Annotated in this window: 16 protein-coding genes; 8 read left to right on the top strand and 8 right to left on the bottom strand. The window is 68.3% G+C overall.

Annotated features, from left to right (window positions below; translation table 11 throughout):
• Positions 1-160 precede the first annotated feature (160 nt).
• Complete coding sequence (locus P5P27_RS16865) at positions 161-478, bottom strand: GIY-YIG nuclease family protein (protein ID WP_045538273.1); 318 nt, start codon at positions 476-478, stop codon at positions 161-163.
• Between the two features lie 307 nt (positions 479-785).
• Here P5P27_RS16865 and P5P27_RS16860 point away from each other — a divergent pair, with 307 nt between their 5' ends.
• Complete coding sequence (locus P5P27_RS16860; protein ID WP_278125145.1) at positions 786-2,063, top strand: GDSL-type esterase/lipase family protein; 1,278 nt, start codon at positions 786-788, stop codon at positions 2,061-2,063.
• A gap of 21 nt (positions 2,064-2,084) precedes the next feature.
• Here the strand turns inward: P5P27_RS16860 and P5P27_RS16855 are convergent, their stop codons facing one another.
• Positions 2,085-3,797 (bottom strand): FAD-binding dehydrogenase, encoded by a 1,713-nt coding sequence (locus P5P27_RS16855; protein WP_278127460.1) that lies wholly within the window; start codon positions 3,795-3,797, stop codon positions 2,085-2,087.
• Between the two features lie 296 nt (positions 3,798-4,093).
• Here P5P27_RS16855 and P5P27_RS16850 point away from each other — a divergent pair, with 296 nt between their 5' ends.
• The 3 genes from P5P27_RS16850 (at position 4,094) to P5P27_RS16840 (ending at position 5,380) form a co-directional block, all read left to right on the top strand.
• On the top strand, positions 4,094-4,531 hold the full coding sequence (locus P5P27_RS16850; RefSeq protein WP_006896087.1) for an Hsp20/alpha crystallin family protein: 438 nt from the start codon (positions 4,094-4,096) through the stop codon (positions 4,529-4,531).
• Between the two features lie 55 nt (positions 4,532-4,586).
• Entirely contained in the window at positions 4,587-4,736 is a 150-nt protein-coding gene (locus P5P27_RS16845) for a hypothetical protein (protein ID WP_156150463.1), read from the top strand.
• A gap of 305 nt (positions 4,737-5,041) precedes the next feature.
• The gene (locus tag P5P27_RS16840; RefSeq protein ID WP_278125142.1) at positions 5,042-5,380 is read left to right on the top strand and encodes a DUF1801 domain-containing protein; all 339 of its coding nucleotides are present in this window, start codon (positions 5,042-5,044) and stop codon (positions 5,378-5,380) included.
• A gap of 14 nt (positions 5,381-5,394) precedes the next feature.
• Here P5P27_RS16840 and P5P27_RS16835 read toward each other — a convergent pair whose 3' ends face one another.
• The 3 genes from P5P27_RS16835 to P5P27_RS16825 all read right to left on the bottom strand — a co-directional run bounded on the left by P5P27_RS16835 (position 5,395) and on the right by P5P27_RS16825 (position 8,723).
• The gene (locus P5P27_RS16835; protein WP_278125140.1) at positions 5,395-6,756 is read right to left on the bottom strand and encodes a SagB family peptide dehydrogenase; all 1,362 of its coding nucleotides are present in this window, start codon (positions 6,754-6,756) and stop codon (positions 5,395-5,397) included.
• A gap of 4 nt (positions 6,757-6,760) precedes the next feature.
• Positions 6,761-7,738 (bottom strand): ABC transporter substrate-binding protein, encoded by a 978-nt coding sequence (locus P5P27_RS16830; protein ID WP_231650177.1) that lies wholly within the window; start codon positions 7,736-7,738, stop codon positions 6,761-6,763.
• Between the two features lie 64 nt (positions 7,739-7,802).
• Positions 7,803-8,723: a TIGR03564 family F420-dependent LLM class oxidoreductase gene (locus tag P5P27_RS16825; RefSeq protein WP_278125137.1), complete on the bottom strand. Its 921-nt coding sequence runs from the start codon at positions 8,721-8,723 to the stop codon at positions 7,803-7,805.
• Between the two features lie 163 nt (positions 8,724-8,886).
• Here P5P27_RS16825 and P5P27_RS16820 point away from each other — a divergent pair, with 163 nt between their 5' ends.
• Positions 8,887-10,101: an oxygenase MpaB family protein gene (locus P5P27_RS16820; protein ID WP_278125136.1), complete on the top strand. Its 1,215-nt coding sequence runs from the start codon at positions 8,887-8,889 to the stop codon at positions 10,099-10,101.
• 23 nt (positions 10,102-10,124) lie between these two features.
• Here P5P27_RS16820 and P5P27_RS16815 read toward each other — a convergent pair whose 3' ends face one another.
• Complete coding sequence (locus tag P5P27_RS16815) at positions 10,125-10,748, bottom strand: TetR/AcrR family transcriptional regulator (protein ID WP_006896093.1); 624 nt, start codon at positions 10,746-10,748, stop codon at positions 10,125-10,127.
• 119 nt (positions 10,749-10,867) lie between these two features.
• Between P5P27_RS16815 and glsA the strand changes: the two genes are divergently transcribed.
• On the top strand, positions 10,868-11,896 hold the full coding sequence (glsA, locus tag P5P27_RS16810) for a glutaminase A (protein ID WP_278125133.1): 1,029 nt from the start codon (positions 10,868-10,870) through the stop codon (positions 11,894-11,896).
• Positions 11,893-13,527 carry an MFS transporter gene (locus P5P27_RS16805; RefSeq protein WP_222111084.1) on the top strand — a complete coding sequence of 545 codons (1,635 nt, stop codon included), beginning with the start codon at positions 11,893-11,895 and terminating at the stop codon, positions 13,525-13,527. Before glsA ends, P5P27_RS16805 begins: the two co-directional genes overlap by 4 nt.
• On the opposite strand, the gene P5P27_RS16800 is transcribed toward P5P27_RS16805, so the two are convergent.
• Together P5P27_RS16800 and P5P27_RS16795 are read right to left on the bottom strand one after the other, a co-directional pair.
• The gene (locus P5P27_RS16800; RefSeq protein WP_006896097.1) at positions 13,524-14,117 is read right to left on the bottom strand and encodes a hypothetical protein; all 594 of its coding nucleotides are present in this window, start codon (positions 14,115-14,117) and stop codon (positions 13,524-13,526) included. The two genes, P5P27_RS16805 and P5P27_RS16800, sit on opposite strands and share 4 nt — an antisense overlap.
• A 288-nt stretch (positions 14,118-14,405) precedes the next feature.
• Positions 14,406-14,738, bottom strand: a complete 333-nt coding sequence (locus tag P5P27_RS16795; protein WP_039867294.1) for a hypothetical protein — start codon at positions 14,736-14,738, stop codon at positions 14,406-14,408.
• A gap of 41 nt (positions 14,739-14,779) precedes the next feature.
• Here P5P27_RS16795 and P5P27_RS16790 point away from each other — a divergent pair, with 41 nt between their 5' ends.
• Positions 14,780-16,843 (top strand): winged helix-turn-helix domain-containing protein, encoded by a 2,064-nt coding sequence (locus P5P27_RS16790; RefSeq protein ID WP_278125129.1) that lies wholly within the window; start codon positions 14,780-14,782, stop codon positions 16,841-16,843.
• Positions 16,844-16,884: the final 41 nt, after the last annotated feature.

Here is a 16,884-nt window from a genome sequence, read left to right as displayed (position 1 = left end):
TCCTCGGCTTGCGCCTCGTCCTACTCGACGGTCTTGGGGGGTTCTATCAGGCCTGCCGGCCCCAGGTTTGTCGAGTAAGCGGAGGAGCGGAGCGACGAAGCGCATCGAGACGGGCGCCGGGGTCTCGACGCGCCCTCGGTCTACTCATAGGCCTGGGCGATCACTCCTGCGGCCTCGACGGCGGCGTCTGGCCCGGGCGGAAGCCCTTCTTCGCCGCGCGGCGCAGCGCGTCGAAATCGCCGGCGATCAGCGCCTCTCGTTTCGCGCGCGACCACTTCGACACCCGTCTCTCCATCGCGTACGCATCCTCGATGGAATCGAACTCCTCGCAGAAGACGAGCTCGACCGGACAGCGATTCCGGGTATATGCCGACCCGCGACCTGACTGGTGTTGCTCGAACCGATGCTCGATATTCCGCGTGCTCCCCACGTAATAGCTGCCGTCCGCGCATTTCAGGATGTACATGAAGCCGTGCATGAGTTGACTGTTGTGGGCGTCGGGGCGGGGTGCAATGCGGGTATCCACAGCGTGTGACGACGGGTCTCGATGCGCTTCGTCGCTGCGCTCCTGCGCTTACTCGACTGTCCTGGGGGTGCGCTTGCTCGACTGACCTGCGGGCGCTGGGCTCCCTGTGTTCGCTTGGGGGCCTGGGGGTCTCGATACGTCCTCGGCTAGCGCCTCGGCCTACTCGACTGTCCTGGGGAACCTGGGGAAGAGGACCGAGGGGAGAGTGCTGTGGATCACTCGATAGAGTCACGGTGTCTCGATCTTGAGGAGAACCGTGATGGCCCGTTGGATCCGTTTGTCAATCGCTCTCGTCGCCGTGATGACCGGGCTCTCGCTGGTGCCGGCGGTCGGGTATGCCGACACCGGCGGCCGACACTGGGTGGGGAGCTGGATGGCCGCGCCGACCGACGCGCTCAACGGCGCCGATGCCGACCTGGTTCCGATCCTGAACATCGCCGACCAGACCTTCCGGGTCGTCGTTACGCCGCACATGGGCGGCGACGAGGTCCGAGTCCGTCTGACCAACGCGGCGCGTCCCGTGCCGCTCGACGTCAGCGCCGCGACCGTCGCGATCGCAGGTCCCGGCGCCGCGGTCGCGTCACCGGTCGTCCCCCTGACCTTCCACGGCAAGCGCGCGGTCGTCATCCCCGCCGGCGGTGACGTTCTCAGCGACCCGGTACACCTCGACGTCGACGCCTGGCAACGGCTGGCGGTGTCGGTGAGTGTCCGCGGCCCGGCGGCCTTCGTCACCCAGCACATGAACGGCAACGCGACCAGCTATTACACGGTGCCGGGCGCGGGTGACCGGACGCGGAGCCGCCGTGCGGCCGACTTCCCGCTCAGCACCACCGTGGTACCGATCGTCAATCGCGTCGACGTCCTCGCCTCGCCTCAGACCTCGGCGATCGTCACGCTCGGCGACTCCATCACCGACGGCTACGTCGCCGACAACTACCTGGTGGTCCCGCAGTCGCGGCGCGGGGTGGTCGATCGCAATGTGCGCTATCCCGACTTCCTGCAGCGGCGCCTGGACGCGGCGGGCATGAGCCGTTCGGTGGTCAACGCCGGGATCAGCGGAAACCGCGTGGTCTCCGACGGACTCGTCCCCGAGTTCGGCACCGCCGCGATCGACCGCCTGCACCGGGACGTGCTCTCGGTCCCCGGGGTCAAGGACGTGATCCTGCTCGAAGGGATCAACGATCTCGCCATGCCGGTCGGCTCGACCGCCGACCAGGTGATCGCCGGGTACAAGAACATCATCGCCCGACTGAAGGCCGACGGCGTCCGCGTTCACGTGGCGACGATCCTGCCGGCGTCCGACTCGCTCTTCAGCGGCTACGCCGCCCCGCGGGCCGATTCGGAGCGCCAGCGGGTCAACCATTGGATCCGCACGCAGAAACTCGCCGACAGCGTGATCGACCTGGACCGTGCCGTTCGCGATGAACACGATCCGAGCGTTCTCGCGCCGAAGTACTCCGGTCCCGACCGCCTCCATCCGAACCCGGCCGGCTACCGCACGATGGCCGAGGCCGTCGACCTCTCGATCTTCAGCTGAGCGGCCGCGGCCGGTCGCGTATCACAGCAGGCGATGGGCGGCCCGGCCCGCGGTGCGGCCGGTGAACAGGCACCCGCCCAGGAAGGTCCCTTCGAGTGCTCGGTAGCCGTGCACGCCGCCGCCACCGAATCCGGAGGCCTCACCGACGGCCATCAGCCCTTCGACGGGCCGGCCGTCCGCGGACAGGACCCGGCCCGAGAGATCGGTCTGCAGTCCGCCGAGGGACTTCCGGGTCAGGATGTTCATCTTGATCGCGATGAGCGGTCCCGCATCGCGGTCGAGGATTCGGTGCATCGGCACGGTGCGCACGAGGTTGTCGCCGACGTAGGCCAGCGACCGCCGGATGCTCTTGATCTGCGGATCGGTGCTCTTCGGGTTGAAGGCCTCACGGTCGCGGTGCGCGATCTGCTTCTTCAGAGAACCCGGATCCACCAGATCGGTACCGACAAGGGCGTTCATCTTGGCCGTCAGCGCTTCGACGCTGCCCGCCGTGACGAAGTCCGGTCCGCGATCGAGGAAGGCCTGCACGGGTTTCGGAACGTCGTCGGTGGCGCGGTGCAACAGGTACAGCGGGAGGTTCTTGGCGGTCAGCTCCGGGTTCTGTTCGGAGCCCGAGAGCACGAACTCCTTCTCGATGATCCGCTTGTTCAAGACGAACCACGAGTAGTCGTAGCCGGAGCGCTGGATGAGCTCGAGGGTGCCGAGAGTGTCGTGGCTGGGGATGCCCGGTTCGCCGAATCGGCGACCGGCCGCGTCGAACCACATCGACGACGGGGCTCCGAGCACCCGGATACCGTGTCCGGGCCAGATCGGCGAATGATTCCGCAGGCCCTCGGTGTAGTGCCACATGCGGTCGCGGTTCACGAGCCGGGCGCCTGATCGTTCGGCGATGCCGAGCATCCGGCCGTCTACGTGCTGCGGGACGCCGGTGACCATGAATTCCGGCGCCGTTCCCAGCCGTGCCGGCCAGTTGCGGCGCACCAGGTCGTGATTGCCTCCGATGCCGCCCGACGCCACGATCACCAGTGGGGCGTGGAGTTCGAAATCCCCGATCTGCTTGCGGGAACTGGCTTTTCCTCGCGGCAGCGAACTCGGTTCGAGGACGCAGCCGCGGACGCCGACCACGGCTCCCTGCGCGGTGATCAGTTCGTCGACCCGATGCCGGAACGCGAACCGGATCCGTCCGCGGCGCTGCGCCTCGCGCACCCGCCGGACGAACGGTTCGACGACTCCCGGACCGGTGCCGAGCGTGGTGTGGAATCGGGGGACGGTGTTTCCGGGAGTGCCCGGAACGCCGTTGCCCCGCTCGGCCCATCCGACCACGGGGACCCACGAGACGCCCATTCCCGCCAGCCACGACCGCTTCTCTCCGGCGGCGAATTCCAGGTACTTCTCGGCCCATCTCCGAGCCCAGTAGTCCTCGCCGTCGACGCTGTGCGGCGAGCGGTCGAAGCCCGCGGTGGCGAACCAGTCGCGGTGTGCCCGCTCGTGCGAGTCGCGGATGCCGGCGAGACGCTGCTCCGGGCTGTCGATGAAGAACAGTCCGCCCAGACTCCAGTGCGCTTGGGCACCGACGTTCTGTCCCGACTCCTGATCGACGATGAGCACCTTGCGTCCGCGATCGGCGAGCTCGGACGCCGCGACGAGTCCGGACAGTCCGTGACCGACGATGATGACGTCGGCGTCCGGTGACGGCCCGGCCGCTGCCGCGATCCCGTGACCCGGCGCGACCAATGCGGCGGCGACGGCCGCGCCGCCCGCGGCGAGTGCCTGGCGACGAGTGATGGTCGGATTGAACTCAGCGGGCACGGGTGACCTTTCGATGTCGTGAGGGTGGTATCGGTCGTGTCCTGGACGGCCTGCACCAGACTGACCGGGCGCGGGCCGCAGCGCGCGCGGTATCGCCGAAATCTGGCACAAGAGACACGAAAATCTGGCACTCGATAAGCGAGAGTGCTAAATTTGGTGGTGCACAGTCGACGATCATCAGTCGAACCGGCTGGTGACAAATGAATAGGAGGTGTGGTGCTGTGCTTCGCTTCGATCCATTCAGCGACTTTGACGCCCTCGCCCGCGGCCTGCTCTCCGGCCAGGCAGGAACTGCGCGGACTCCCCGATTCATGCCGATGGACCTCTACAAGGTCGACAGCCACTACGTTCTCGCGGCCGACCTTCCCGGCGTCGACCCCGGATCGATCGACGTCAGCGTCGACAACGGCGTGCTGACCCTGTCGGCTCACCGGACCGTGCCGTCCGAAGACGCCAAATGGCTGGCCAGCGAACGCTTCTCCGGAACCTTCAGGCGCCAGGTCACCCTCGGCGAGGGAATCGACACGTCCGGAATCAATGCGCAGTACGACAACGGCGTACTGACGGTCACCATCCCGCTGTCGGAGAAGGCCAAGCCCCGCAAGATCGAGATCGAGCACAAGGGCGAGCCGCGGTCGATCACCGCTGCGACGGAGTGACCCGCTGACAGCCGCCGCAGGCGTCGCGCATTCTCTTCACCGAAGGAGGTTGTCGATGACGAGTGTCTTGGAAGTCGATCCGATCGACTGGCTGGAACAACAGCATCCGGTCGATGCGGACGGCGCCGAACCTGACGACTACCCCCACACCGTGCGGGGAGCGGCGCAGGTCGACGCACTCCCTCACCGTTCCGAAGTCCCGTAACCGAACCGTGTGCCGGGCGTCCGGGGAGAAGACCCGGGCCGCCCGGCACCTCACGATCTCTCATGAGAACGACGATCAGAGCATTTCGATGACTGCAGTCCTGCCTCCACGGGAGTCCGCCGCGCCGCGGCCCACGAGTGAGATCCGATGTTCCCGATGCGAGCGCGCCTACTGGCTCCGATGCCGGTCGGGCGCCGCCGCCGTCGACTTCGCCGCGGCCGACGGCTGGGTGATCGAACCCGGGCAGACGTTGTGTCCGTGCTGTGCGGCGATCGGAGGCGGCCGCAATCGATTACCGTGAGCCCATGAGCAGCGATTGGCGGGCGACCCGCGTCGACGAGATCCGTTCACTGATCCACCGCGCCGCGCCCGGTGTCGTCGAAGAGGCGAAGTGGAAGAAGCCCTCGAATCCCGACGGAGTGCCGACCTTCTCGCTCGACGGTCTGATCTGCACCGTCGAGACCTACAAGGCGAAGGTCAAAGTCACTTTCGCCAGGGGCGCGTCGCTGCCGGATCCCGCCGGGCTGTTCGTCCCCGCGACCGGCGGAACCCGCCGTGCCGTCGACCTCGCCGAATCGGACGATCTCGACGCGGACGCGTTCGTGGCGCTGGTCCAGGCGGCGGTCGCGCTCAACCGGGACTGAGGCGCAGGCCCGGCTCAGACGCGGGGACGGCCCACCACGAAGGTCCCCACATTGCATTCCTCCAACTCGTCGCGGCCGGTGGCCGCGGCGAATGCCGCGGTGTCGCCGTATCCCTGCGCGACCCCGCCGAGACCCATCGCCGTGGCGGTGAGATACAGCGTCTGGGTCAGCACGCCGACGTGTTTGAGGATCACCGCGTACGCCATCTGCTCGTACGTCCACATCATTCGGCCCGCCCGAGCGGCCAGGGCGAGCATCACCTGCGGCAACTCGCCGTCGGCGAGGGTGAGAGCGGCGGGCGAGAGCAGCCGATTCACGGCGGGGTCGTCGATGTCGGCCACCCGGCGCAGTGCGTGCCGGTACGAGTCGTAGTGGTACATCCCGGGTGCGACGCCGTCGACGGTGCGGATCACCGGGTAGATCTCGAGTTCGTAGAGCGAGCCGCCGGAAGGGTAGGGGCGGGAAGGAAGCTCGGTGACGGCGGTGCCGGAACGCTCGAGGGTGGCCACGTTCCGAGTTCGGGCGCAGCGATACAGCAGCTCGCCCAGCTCCGCGACGGTCATCGGTGCGGCGTCGTCGAAGCTGCGGACGGACACCCGATCCTCGACGACGCGCGCCAAGGGCACGTCCGACTGCGACAGGCGGTCGAGATCGGGCACGGGCAGCGGGATGCTCTCGCCCGGGTACGGTTCGGGCGACGCGGGGACCGGCGCGAAGTGCCCGTCGGCCCAGCGGGTGGGGCCGAAGTGGGCCCAACTGGTGCCGCGGTCGCCGACGGTGCTCCGACGGTGGAACCAGAGTTCGTGGGGACTCCACGCGGCCGCTGAGAAATCGGACTCCTCGCCGTCGGCGTCGAGAACGGCGTGACCGGTCCACAGCAGATCCGACCACAGCGAGTCGGCGACGAGGTCGTCGTCTCGGCAGCCGGCCAGGATCGCGGCCACCGAAGGGGCGCCGATCACCACGTCGCACCAGGAGCGCGGGTTCTCGGCGACGACCTCGCCACCCGTCCTGCGGAGCACCGTGAATCGAGACAGCACCCCGTCGGCGTGACGCGGCTCGGGGCGCGTGGAATCGACGGAGCGGAACGGCCGGAGGCGGTACAGCTCGGTCTCGCCGCGGGAGACGGCGAGTTCGAGTGCACCGGCCGACAGCAGGTCGCGCAGCAGATCGGCGACCGGCGGAGGCGGTGCCGCGTCGAAGGCGACCGGGCCGGCGTTGAGTGCTTTGAGTACGCCGCCCTGCATGGGCACCAGTCCGGTCAACCGGCGTTTCGCCGGCAGAACCGTAGCGGTCCCGGGAGCGCCGAGCACGGCTTTGCTCCCGGGACGCCAGGTGTAGACGTTGCGCAGGGCGGTCCGCGAGGGACCCGTCATCCGATCAGGCCGTCGCCTTCTGGAAGGCAGGCTTCAGCTCGTCGAGCAGGTACGGGATCGCCAGCGGCGTCGGCTGATTGAGTCCGCTGATGTCGGCGACGGACAGATCGGCGACGGCCCCGCTGCGGACCGACTCGAGCTCCGAGTATCCCGGCAGCTTGCGCAGCGCGCTCTTGAGAGCCGGGGTGTTCGCCGTGACGATCAGGACATCGGCGTCGAGCATCGGGACGTTCTCGGTGGAGATCGGGAAGCGCGGGTTCTTCGTCTTCTCGAACTGAGCGAGCAGCTTGGGCGCGACCTTCATGCCGAGTTCGTTGAACAGGTACGCGGCGCCGTCGTTCGGATCGGCCATCACCTGGATCTGATCGGCGGAGTACATGTACGCCATCGCGTACGTCTTGCCCGCCAGACCCGGGAGCTCCTTCTTGAAGTCGGCGATCTGGTTGTTGACGCCGGCGGTGATCTCCTTGGCCTTGCCGTCCTGACGCAGCAGGGTGCCCATCAGCGCGACAAGGTCCTGCCACGGGTCCACCTGCTGACCGGTCACGCCGGGGATGGTGGGCGCGATCTTTCTGATCTTCTCGAAGTTCTCCGGCTGCGACTTGGGCATGTAGCCCTCGGCGAGGATCAGGTCGGGCTCGGCCTTGGCGATCTGCGCCACCAGGTTCTCCGGATCCAGTGCCGTCGATCCCTGCAGCTTGTCACCGGTCCAGGGCGACGGGCTGCCGGTGAGGATCTGGATGTTGTCGAGGTAGGCAACGGGCTTGACGCCGAAGGCCAGTGCGGTGTCGATCCACTGCGCGCCGAGGGTGACGATCCGCTTGGGAGTGCCCTTCACCGTCACCGGTCCCTGCGCGGTGTTCACCTGGATCGGGCCGCCCGAGGCCTCGTCCTCGTCGGGAGCGCTGCACGCGGACACCGTCAGGACGACGGCCAGCAGACCCGCCACCAGTGCCAGGACGGTCTTCATAGTCGACTTCATGAGCCGAATAGTAACCCAGGCTCACCTAACTTTGCTTAGTCGGCCCTGGGTTGGGAGTCGGACATCACGCATCCAGCGTCCGCAGGAGAGCGCGCGTGCGGGCGCGCGTCTCGCGGTCGCGATCGAACAGTATGCCGACGAACTCGTCGACGCCGAAGGCTCCCAGCTCCCGGATGCGGTCGGCGACGGTGGCCTCGTCGCCGACGATCGCGGCGTCGCCCGGACCGGTGAAGCCCTCGCGGTCGAGCATCGCCTTGTACGAGGGCAGGTTGTCGTACATGGCGAACTGCTCGGCCGCGGCGGCGCGGGCGCCGTCGGCGTCGTCGGTCACCGAGACCGGCAGCATCGCCACCACGCGCACGTCGGAGGCCGAGCGTCCCGCGGCCTCGGCGGCTGTGCGCAGGGTGGGGGCGATGTGATCGCGCAAGGTCTTGGGCCCGGTCATCCAGGTCACCGTGCCCGCCGTGCGACTGCCCGCGATGCCGAGCATCTTCGGTCCCAGCGCGGCCAGGTACACCGGCGGCGCGGGAACGTCGGCGATCGTCAGGGCGCCCCGCGTCGTCACGAGTTCGCCCGCGCTGCTGACCTTTTCGCCGTTCAGTAGCGGGAGCAGGCCGTCGAGGTACTCGTTGGTGCGCTGGACGGGCCGCTTGTAGGAGACGCCCCACATGCCCTCGGTGACCACCTGGTGGCTCAGGCCGAGTCCCAGATGGAGGCGCGGACCGATGATCGCGTTGGTGGTCAGCGCGCGTTGCGCCAGGAGCATCGGATGCTGCACCTGCATCGGCAGCACGCTGGTACCGAACTCGATCTCCGGCACCTCCCATCCCGCGACCGTCAGCATCGTCAGGGCGTCGGGCTCATTCGGCATCTGGGTGCACCAGACTCGGCGAAAGCCCTCCTCCTGGATCTCCGCGAGGCTCTCGACGGCCTTGTCGACGGAGGCGGTGCGGGCATTGATGGTCCAGACGACGCTGACATCCATGGGTGCTCCTGAGTTCGGGACGGTCGACGTCGATCCTATGCTTCGTCGCCGACGCGCGTGGGTGGCTCGGGACCCCGCCGCGGGGAGCTGGTGCGCGTGCAGCCGGTGAGACGATATAGTCAAACAGTCTCACAGTGGTGCGTTCATCTCTTACTCTTGCCGCATGGAACTGGTCGTGTCGCCCGCGCATCTGCGGTTGCGGAATCGAATCGAGCGGACCACGGGGGTGGATCTGTTTCCCGGCGACGACGTGCGCTCGGCGTTCGCTGCGGGACTTCTCGCCGGCGACCCGACGGCGGAGGCCTTCGTCGCCGAGACCTTTCACGGTGAGATGGGCGGTGCGGCGGCGCGCGAACTCCTCGACGAGGCGCTGCGAGTGGGGATCGACAACGTTCCCGACGCGCCCGAATCGATGCGGGCTCTCTTCGCCGAGTTCGAGACGGTCCCGGACTGGGTGGATCCGGACCTGGTGGAGCAGGGCGCGGCGGTGTGGCGACGCTGGGGCTACAACCTCGGAGCGGTCGGGAATGCGGGCACGATGGACACCTACACCGAGGCGTCTCTCGCGGTGCCGCTCTCACTCGCCGGCGGATACGCGGGATCGAGTGCGCTGAACCGATATCTCGAGACGAGTCGGTGGTGGCTGGAGGTCTGCCGTCCGGGGGCGGTGCTCACTCCCGGGTCGACGGCGCGCGCCATCTCGCTGCGAGTCCGCGTGATGCACGTGTCGGTGCGGGCGCGCGTCTTTGCGCATCCGGAGTGGGACGCCGAACGGTACGGTCTGCCGATCAGCCAGAGCGAGATGATGCTGACCCTCCTCGGCGGCAGCGTGGGTCCGGCTTTCGGGCTGACCGCGCTCGGCTTCCTGACCAGTCCGTCGGAGGTCCGCGCCGTCCTCCATTTCAATCGGTATCTCGGTCACCTGGTCGGTTGTCGGGTGGACGAGATGTATCCGGATACTTATGCCGACGGCCTCCGGCTGCTCTACTACTTCGACGCCACGCGCAAACACGATTCCGGCTGTCTCGGTTCCGAACTGGTGGAGTCGTTCGTCCCCGCGTTCGCGCCGCATCCGGGAATGCGCGGCCCGGGCCGGTTGCGTGCCCTGTTCCACCTGCATCTGCAGGCCGGCTACACGCGGCTGTTCATGCTGCCCTGGAACCGGCGCGCCCACCGGCTCCCGAGCGGGCTGCCCGGCGTCGCGATGCTGATCGGACGGGCGCCCTTCATCGCCGTGATCGAAGTGGCGCGCCGCGTACTGCCGGGTGTGGATCGGTGGTGGCAGGCCGGGTCCATGAGACGGTGGCGGCGCTGGCACGCCTGGCACAGCGGGAGCCGTGTGGAGGCGTTCGACGCCACGGCCCCGTTGCGCCGCTGACCGCCCGAGCTTGCGCAGCGGCGTCAGACGGCCGTCCGCAGTGCGCGGTACACGCTCTCGCCCAGGAATTCGGCCAATTCGTCCGGCGCCCAACGAGAATCGGCGAGCAGGGAGCGAACGGCGCCCTCGCTCGCGGAGACCCACAACTCCACCAGCGGGTACAGCTTCTTGTCGATGTCCGCCTCCGGCATCCCCCACGCCGCCAGGGTCGGCCGCAGCAGATCGGTGCAGCGGGCCACGGCGTCGGCCCGTCCCCGGCCGAAGAACTCCGCGACTTCGGAGTCGGGGGAGCCGTACACCAGCCGCCAGGTCTTGGGCTGTTCGGCGACGGTGTTGAGCAGTGCGCGGAAACCGTCGATGAAGACCGTCGCGTCGGCGTCGACGGCTCGCCTGCGGAGCACGGTCGTCATCGATTCGCGCAGCCGGCCCTCCTCGCGCTGGACCAGTTCGGCGATCATGTCGACGCGGTTGGCGAAGCACGCGTAGATCACCGGCCGGGTGACGCGCAGCCGCTCGGCCACCGACGCCACGGTCACGGCCGAAACGCCTTCGGAGACGGCGATGTCCAGCGCGGCGTCGAGGATCTGGGGCCGACGACGCTCGGGGCCGAGATGCTCGGCGCGCGGCCGGTGGGAGTTGGCAGCCATTGCGCTAAGAGTTTAGAGGTTCGAGACTCTCGTCGACGCTGAAAGCCGGTGTGCGGCCCGGAACGTGCGGAACCTACGATGACCGGACGACGAAGTGCGCGTCGACGAGAGGAACGCCGGTGGACAGAACCGTGAACGATGTGGCTCAGCAGGTCTCGACCGGCGCCATGCCGGGATGGGACCGCGTCGAGACCCTGGCCGTCCAGGCGCATGCGCGCTACGCGTCCAATGCCGACGGGCACGTCGCCGACTACATCCCGGGGCTGGCGGCCGCCGACCCGGAGCTGTTCGGACTGGCGGTCGGAGAGATCGACGGATCGGTCCACGGCGCCGGCTCGTGCGAGACACTGTTCTCGATTCAGTCGATCTCCAAGGCCTTCGTCTATGCGATGGTCTGCGACGCCGTGGGCCACGGCGTCATCAAGGATCGGGTCGGCGTGAACAACACCGGCTTGTCGTTCAACTCGGTGATCGCCGTCGAACTCAACAACGGTCACCCGATGAACCCGATGGTGAACGCCGGCGCCATCGCCACCACGGCGCTGGTCCCCGGAGCCACGCCGGCCGAACAGTGGGAGGTGATCCGGACGGGGCTGTCCCGGTTCGCCGGACGGCAACTCGAACTCGACGGCGAGATCTACCATTCGGAGATGCGAACCAACCAGCGCAACAGGGCGATCGCACAATTGCTCGAGAGCTACGGGCGCATCGACATCGATCCGTCGGACGCGGTCGACACCTACACGCGCCAGTGCTCGCTCCGCGTCAGCGCGCGCGACCTCGCGGTGATGGGCGCTACGCTCGCCGACGGCGGAGTCAACCCGGTGACCGGTGAACGCGTGGTCTCCGACCAGGTCTGCCGCGACACCCTCGCGGTGCTGGCGTCGACCGGCATGTACGAGCGTTCCGGCGAATGGCTGTTCGAGATCGGCCTGCCCGCCAAGTCCGGGGTCTCGGGCGGCGTCGTCGCGATCGCCCCGGGCAAGGGCGCGATCGGCACCTTCTCGCCCCTCCTGGATTCGGCCGGGAACAGCGTTCGCGGCCAGTTGGCGACCGCGTATCTCTCACGTGCACTCGGCTTGAACATCTTCGCCTCGGCTCCCGCCCACCACTCTTCGGCACCAGCCGCCCGAAAGGATGCAGTATGACGACCACCGCCGTCCCGGTCAGCGAGGAGCGGCGCTCGTGGCTGCCGCTCATCGGACTGTTCTTCGCGCAGGTCCTGATGTCGTTCAACGTCGCGGCGCTGCCGGTCTCGATCGGCGGGATGGTCGACGACTTCGACGCCACGCCCACCGCCGTCGGCACCACCATCGTCATGTACGGGCTGGCCGTGGCCGCATTGGTGATGCTCGGCGGCAAACTCGGTCAGCGCGTCGGATGGGTGATGATCTTCCGGATCGTCGTCGTCACCTTCGCCTGCTCGTCGCTGATGATGATCTTCTCGCCGTCGGTCGGGTGGGCGATCGCCGGACAGGGCCTGGCCGGAGCATCCGCGGCCATCATCGTGCCGTCGCTGGTCGCATTGATCGCTGAGAACTACGTCGGCGACCAGCAGGCGACGGCGGTGGGATCGCTCGGCTCGGCTCGTGCGGTCTCCGGCATGAGCGCCTTCTTCATCGGCGGTGCGCTGGGTGCGTCGGTGGGCTGGCGGCCGGTGTTCGGCATCGTCCTGGCTGTGGCGGTCATCGTCTTCGCGCTCAGCTTCACCCTCCGCTCGGACAAGGGTGACCCGAGTATCGAGATCGACGTGATCGGCGCGGTGCTGATCGGTGGCTCGGTGGTGCTGCTGACGCTCGGCTTCAACAACCTCAACTCGTGGGGCCTGTTCTTCGCCGACGCCGGTGCGCCCTTCGACGTCGGCGGAGTCTCGCCGGCGCCACTGATGATCGTGCTCGGTCTCATCGTCGGCCAGGGCTTCTTCGTCTGGACCCGGTCGCGGATGAAGGCGGGCAAGGTTCCGCTGGTCGATCTGTCGGTGCTCGGCAGTTCGCGTGAGCGTGCCGCGGTGTACGCCATGTTCATCGTCGTCTCGCTGGAGGCCGCACTGAACTTCACCGTGCCGCTGTACATCCAGATCGTTCAGGGCCGTTCGTCGTTCGACACCGCGATCGCGATGATTCCGTTCAACCTGACGGTGTTCGTGACCGCGCTCCTCGTGATCAGGTTCTACCGGCGCTACAGTCCCCGCACCATCGGCGTCTTCTCCTTCGGCCTCACCACCGCGGCACTGCTGTGGCTCTCATTCGTGGTGAGCAACAACTGGGAGACGGCGGCGACGATCATCGGGCTCATCGTGTTCGGCATCGGGCAGGGCGCCCTCGTCACCCTCGTCTTCAACGTGCTCGTGACCGCGGCTCCGACGCGTCTGGCCGGTGACGTCGGATCGGTCCGCGGCACCACACAGAATCTGGCTTCGGCGGTGGGCACGGCGGTGGCCGGCGCGCTGCTGGTCACCATCCTCGGCTTCACGGTCGCATCGTCGGTCGCGAGCCACCCGGAACTGCCCGACTCGCTGGTGGAACAGGTGAATCTCGATAACGTCAACTTCGTCAGCAACGACAATCTGCGGACCGCTCTCGAGGAGCAGACGGACGCGACCCCGGCACAGATCGACGCCGCGGTGGAGGTCAACGAGGACACGCGTCTGCGGACCCTGCGATTCGGACTGCTGTTCCTGGCCGCCGTGAGCGCGACCGCGATCATTCCGGCCGGCCGACTGCCGAACTACCGCAGGGAGGAGATCCCCGCACCCGGAGACGACGAAGGCGCGGCCTAGGCCGCGGCCTCGCTCTGGCGGGGTTTGATGCCCAGGCGGTCGGCGAACAGTCGCCGCTGGATGATCCAGCCCGCCACCGACAATGCGATCCACAGCGCGTTCGAGGTGATGCTGGCCGCTGCCGAGTCGGGACTGTCGACCCAGTTCAACGGCTCGAAGGCGCGCCCGACGCCGATCAGGACCATGCTGGCGCCGCCGATGGAGGTGAGCCACAGCAGTGCGCGTGCGCGGTACTTGTCGGCGCAGAACGCGGCCGCGACCGCGATGGCGACGATGATGATCGCGCTGGCCGCCCACGAATTGTCGCCGGGCTGAACCAGGTCGGCGAGGCGTGCGCCGCCCACCGCTCCGGTCAGGCCGCCCACGAAGTACGCGGCGAACCGGAAGATCAGCGAGCAGACCACCCAGGCCGACACCGCGCCGATCAGGCCGAACAGGAACATGGTCAGACCGCCGGCGTTGAACAGGCCGCTGACGATCCAGCCCAGACCGAATCCCGCGGCGATCACGCCCAGATGCACTGACCGCACCCCGTAGAAACACAGCAGCGCGCCGACTGCCAGGATCACCAAGCCGTTTGCATCAAACATCCTCGAGCCCTTCCGGTTCTGCCGTCGCGTCCGGCCGGACGCGATCGGCGCCGCGCCCGCGGTGGACAGGAACGTCAGAGTAGTCGAGAATCCCCCAGCCCCGAGCCGGATACCGCTGACGAGTCTTCCGTCTGACGGTAGGCGCGGAAATTACCGTAAATGGGTGAAATCGCCCTCGAAATCGGCTCTGCCGCAGAACAATGGGCGAATGGCGTGGTTCAGGGACGGGCAGGCGGTGAGACCGTTCGACCGTCCCGTCGTCCGCAATGCGTTGCCGCGCCGCACCGTCTACGCACTGCTCGACGAGTACCGGTCGACGCCGGTCACCGTGGTCTGGGCCCCGGCCGGGTACGGCAAGACGACCGCGGTCGCCGGATGGCTCACCGACCGCCGGCATCCGGCGGCCTGGGCCGATCTCGCCCGTGTCGGCGCCGACCCGGCCGCGCTCTGGTCGGCGGTGGTCACCGCCGTGGCCGAGATGGGCATCGGTGATCCCCGTGCGCTCGCCGCGATGATCGACTTCTCCGCGTGCTCGCCGGCGGAGGTGCCCGCGCGGCTGGCGTCGTGCCTGGCCGACTCCGGGCCCCTGCTGCTGGTGCTCGACGACCTGCACTCGGTCACCGGGCCGCGCGCACGAGCAGTTGCTGGAACTGGTGGACCGGATGCCCGACAGCGTGCGCATCGTCGCGGTGACGCGCCACGATCCGCCGTGGCCACTGCACCGCATGCGGGTGGAATCGGTGCTGAGCGAGGTCCGCGTCGACGAGATCCGGTTCGGTGTTCACGAGGCGGCGGCGCTGCTGGCGGATGCGTCGGTGACCGTCGGTCCGGACGACGTGGAGCGGCTGGTCGAGCGAACCGGAGGCTGGGCCGCCGGTCTGCGCCTCGCGGCCATCGGTCTGGCTTCGGCGGCCGATCCGCACGCGTACGCCACCGAGTTCTCCGGACGGGACGGATACGTCGCCGACTATCTGATGCGAGAGGTATTCCTCGGCGCACCGCTGCAATGGCGCTACTTCCTCACCAGGGTCTGCGTCGCCGACGAAGTGTGTCCGGAACTGGCCGCTGCTCTCGGCGGAGGTGAAGACAGCGGTGAGCGGCTGGCCGAACTCGCCGGTCTCAACATGTTCGTCCACGAGAGCGCAAACGCCCCCGGCTGGTACCGGCTGCACCCGCTCCTGCTCGATCTGCTCCGTTCCCGGATCACCGACCGGCGCGATCTGGCCACTTCGCATCGGGTGGCCGCGCACTGGTTTCGTGAACAAGGCATGCCCAGACGGGCGCTGGAGCATGCGATCGAGGCGAACGAGTGGGAGGCGGCCTCCGAACTCGTCGGCACCCACATCATCGCGTGGGCGATGGCGCGCCCGCCGGACTGGCTGTCGGCGACGTTGAGCCGAGTTCCGCGGGACGCGGTTCTCACTCATCCCGGGTTGGCGATCGGGGTGGCGACGGCCGAGGCCATGACGGGCCGGACCGCCGACCTGGACGAGTTGGCAGCGGCGGCGCACGGTCGCGTCTGCCGCCTCGAGGGCCGCAGGCGTCGCCGGTACGAGTTCCTGTTGGAATTGGTCGAGTTGGGATTGCGGCCGTGGATCGACGATCCGGCGGGGTTGCGGGCACGCTGCGATCGACTGCACCGGAACCCAGAGGCGCTGGCGACTTCCGGACTGGCGGACTGGGACGTGATTCGGACGGCGCTGGTCGGCAACCTCGGAGCCTGTGAGCTCTGGTCGGGGGATCGTGTGGCGGGCCGAGCCGATCTCGCCGACGTGCTGCGGTATGAGGGCGGCCCGCGGATTCTGCTTCCCGTTCTCAACGCCCGCGCGAACCTCGCGCTTCTCGAGTGGCAGGACGGAGACTTGTCGGCGGCTGAAACTCACGCCCGCCGCGCGGTCGCAGATGCCGACGAGCTCGGCAGTCCTCTCGCCGTCCAGGCCGGGGCCGCACATCTGGCGCTTGCGGGCATCGCGCTCGACCGGGATGACCTCGACGATGCGGCGACGTGGCTCGATTCGGCGTCCGCATCGGTCCACAGCCCCCACGCGACCGTGGTGCTGGTGGTCCTCCAGGCGCGGCTGATGATGGCGCGACGAGCCGTCGCCGAGGCGCTCCGGTTCGCCGACGAGGCACTTCGCGCGGCGTCGGTCCCGGGCGTTCCGGACTCGTTGGTGACCGTAGCGATCGGCACCCATGCGGTGCTGAGTCGGAACCGCCACCGCAGACGTGTCGGCATCCGCTTCGCGGGCGACGCGGACTCGATCCGGGGAATGGTGGCCGAGTGCCTCGACGTCGCGGCGAACAGCGGCGGAGGGTCGAGCAGGGATCAGCGACTGCGGGCCCTCGACCGAGCCCTGGGCATCGCCGCCGGTCATCGGCTTCGCCGGCCGTTCCTCGAACGAGGAGTCCACTTGCGCGAACTGCTGTCCGACCGGGTCGCCGGCGGCACGGAGCACAGCGGCTTCGCACTCGACCTTCTCAATCGGATTCCGGTCCGTACCGGCGGGCTCGTCGACGAGGCGGGCCGGCTGGTTCCGCGGCTGAGCGCCCGCGAGATGGATGTCCTCCGGCATCTGCTCGGTGCCACGACCACCGCCGAGATCGCCGATCGGCTGTTCATCTCGGTGAATACCGTCAAGACGCATCAGCGCGCGATCTACCAGAAGCTCGGGGCGCGCGGCCGTCGTGACGCGATAACGCGGGCGCGGGAGCTGAGGCTGATCTGACCGGGACCGAGCACGCCGGATTCTCCCTTGCCGTCGGAATC

Source organism: Gordonia sihwensis (genome assembly GCF_029632925.1).
GTDB lineage: Bacteria > Actinomycetota > Actinomycetes > Mycobacteriales > Mycobacteriaceae > Gordonia > Gordonia sihwensis.
Note: the sequence above shows the minus strand (reverse complement) of the source record. Positions and strands in the feature narration are given on the sequence as shown.

Coding starts and splice junctions, on each gene's coding strand:
- P5P27_RS16790 (WP_278125129.1), top strand. CDS start 14,780: ATGCCCGACAGCGTGCGCATCGTCGCGGTGACGCGCCACGATCCGCCG.
- P5P27_RS16805 (WP_222111084.1), top strand. CDS start 11,893: ATGACGACCACCGCCGTCCCGGTCAGCGAGGAGCGGCGCTCGTGGCTG.
- P5P27_RS16865 (WP_045538273.1), bottom strand. CDS start 478: ATGCACGGCTTCATGTACATCCTGAAATGCGCGGACGGCAGCTATTAC.
- P5P27_RS16825 (WP_278125137.1), bottom strand. CDS start 8,723: ATGGATGTCAGCGTCGTCTGGACCATCAATGCCCGCACCGCCTCCGTC.
- P5P27_RS16830 (WP_231650177.1), bottom strand. CDS start 7,738: ATGAAGTCGACTATGAAGACCGTCCTGGCACTGGTGGCGGGTCTGCTG.
- P5P27_RS16860 (WP_278125145.1), top strand. CDS start 786: ATGGCCCGTTGGATCCGTTTGTCAATCGCTCTCGTCGCCGTGATGACC.
- P5P27_RS16835 (WP_278125140.1), bottom strand. CDS start 6,756: ATGACGGGTCCCTCGCGGACCGCCCTGCGCAACGTCTACACCTGGCGT.
- P5P27_RS16840 (WP_278125142.1), top strand. CDS start 5,042: ATGAGCAGCGATTGGCGGGCGACCCGCGTCGACGAGATCCGTTCACTG.
- P5P27_RS16815 (WP_006896093.1), bottom strand. CDS start 10,748: ATGGCTGCCAACTCCCACCGGCCGCGCGCCGAGCATCTCGGCCCCGAG.
- P5P27_RS16845 (WP_156150463.1), top strand. CDS start 4,587: ATGACGAGTGTCTTGGAAGTCGATCCGATCGACTGGCTGGAACAACAG.
- P5P27_RS16800 (WP_006896097.1), bottom strand. CDS start 14,117: ATGTTTGATGCAAACGGCTTGGTGATCCTGGCAGTCGGCGCGCTGCTG.
- P5P27_RS16820 (WP_278125136.1), top strand. CDS start 8,887: ATGGAACTGGTCGTGTCGCCCGCGCATCTGCGGTTGCGGAATCGAATC.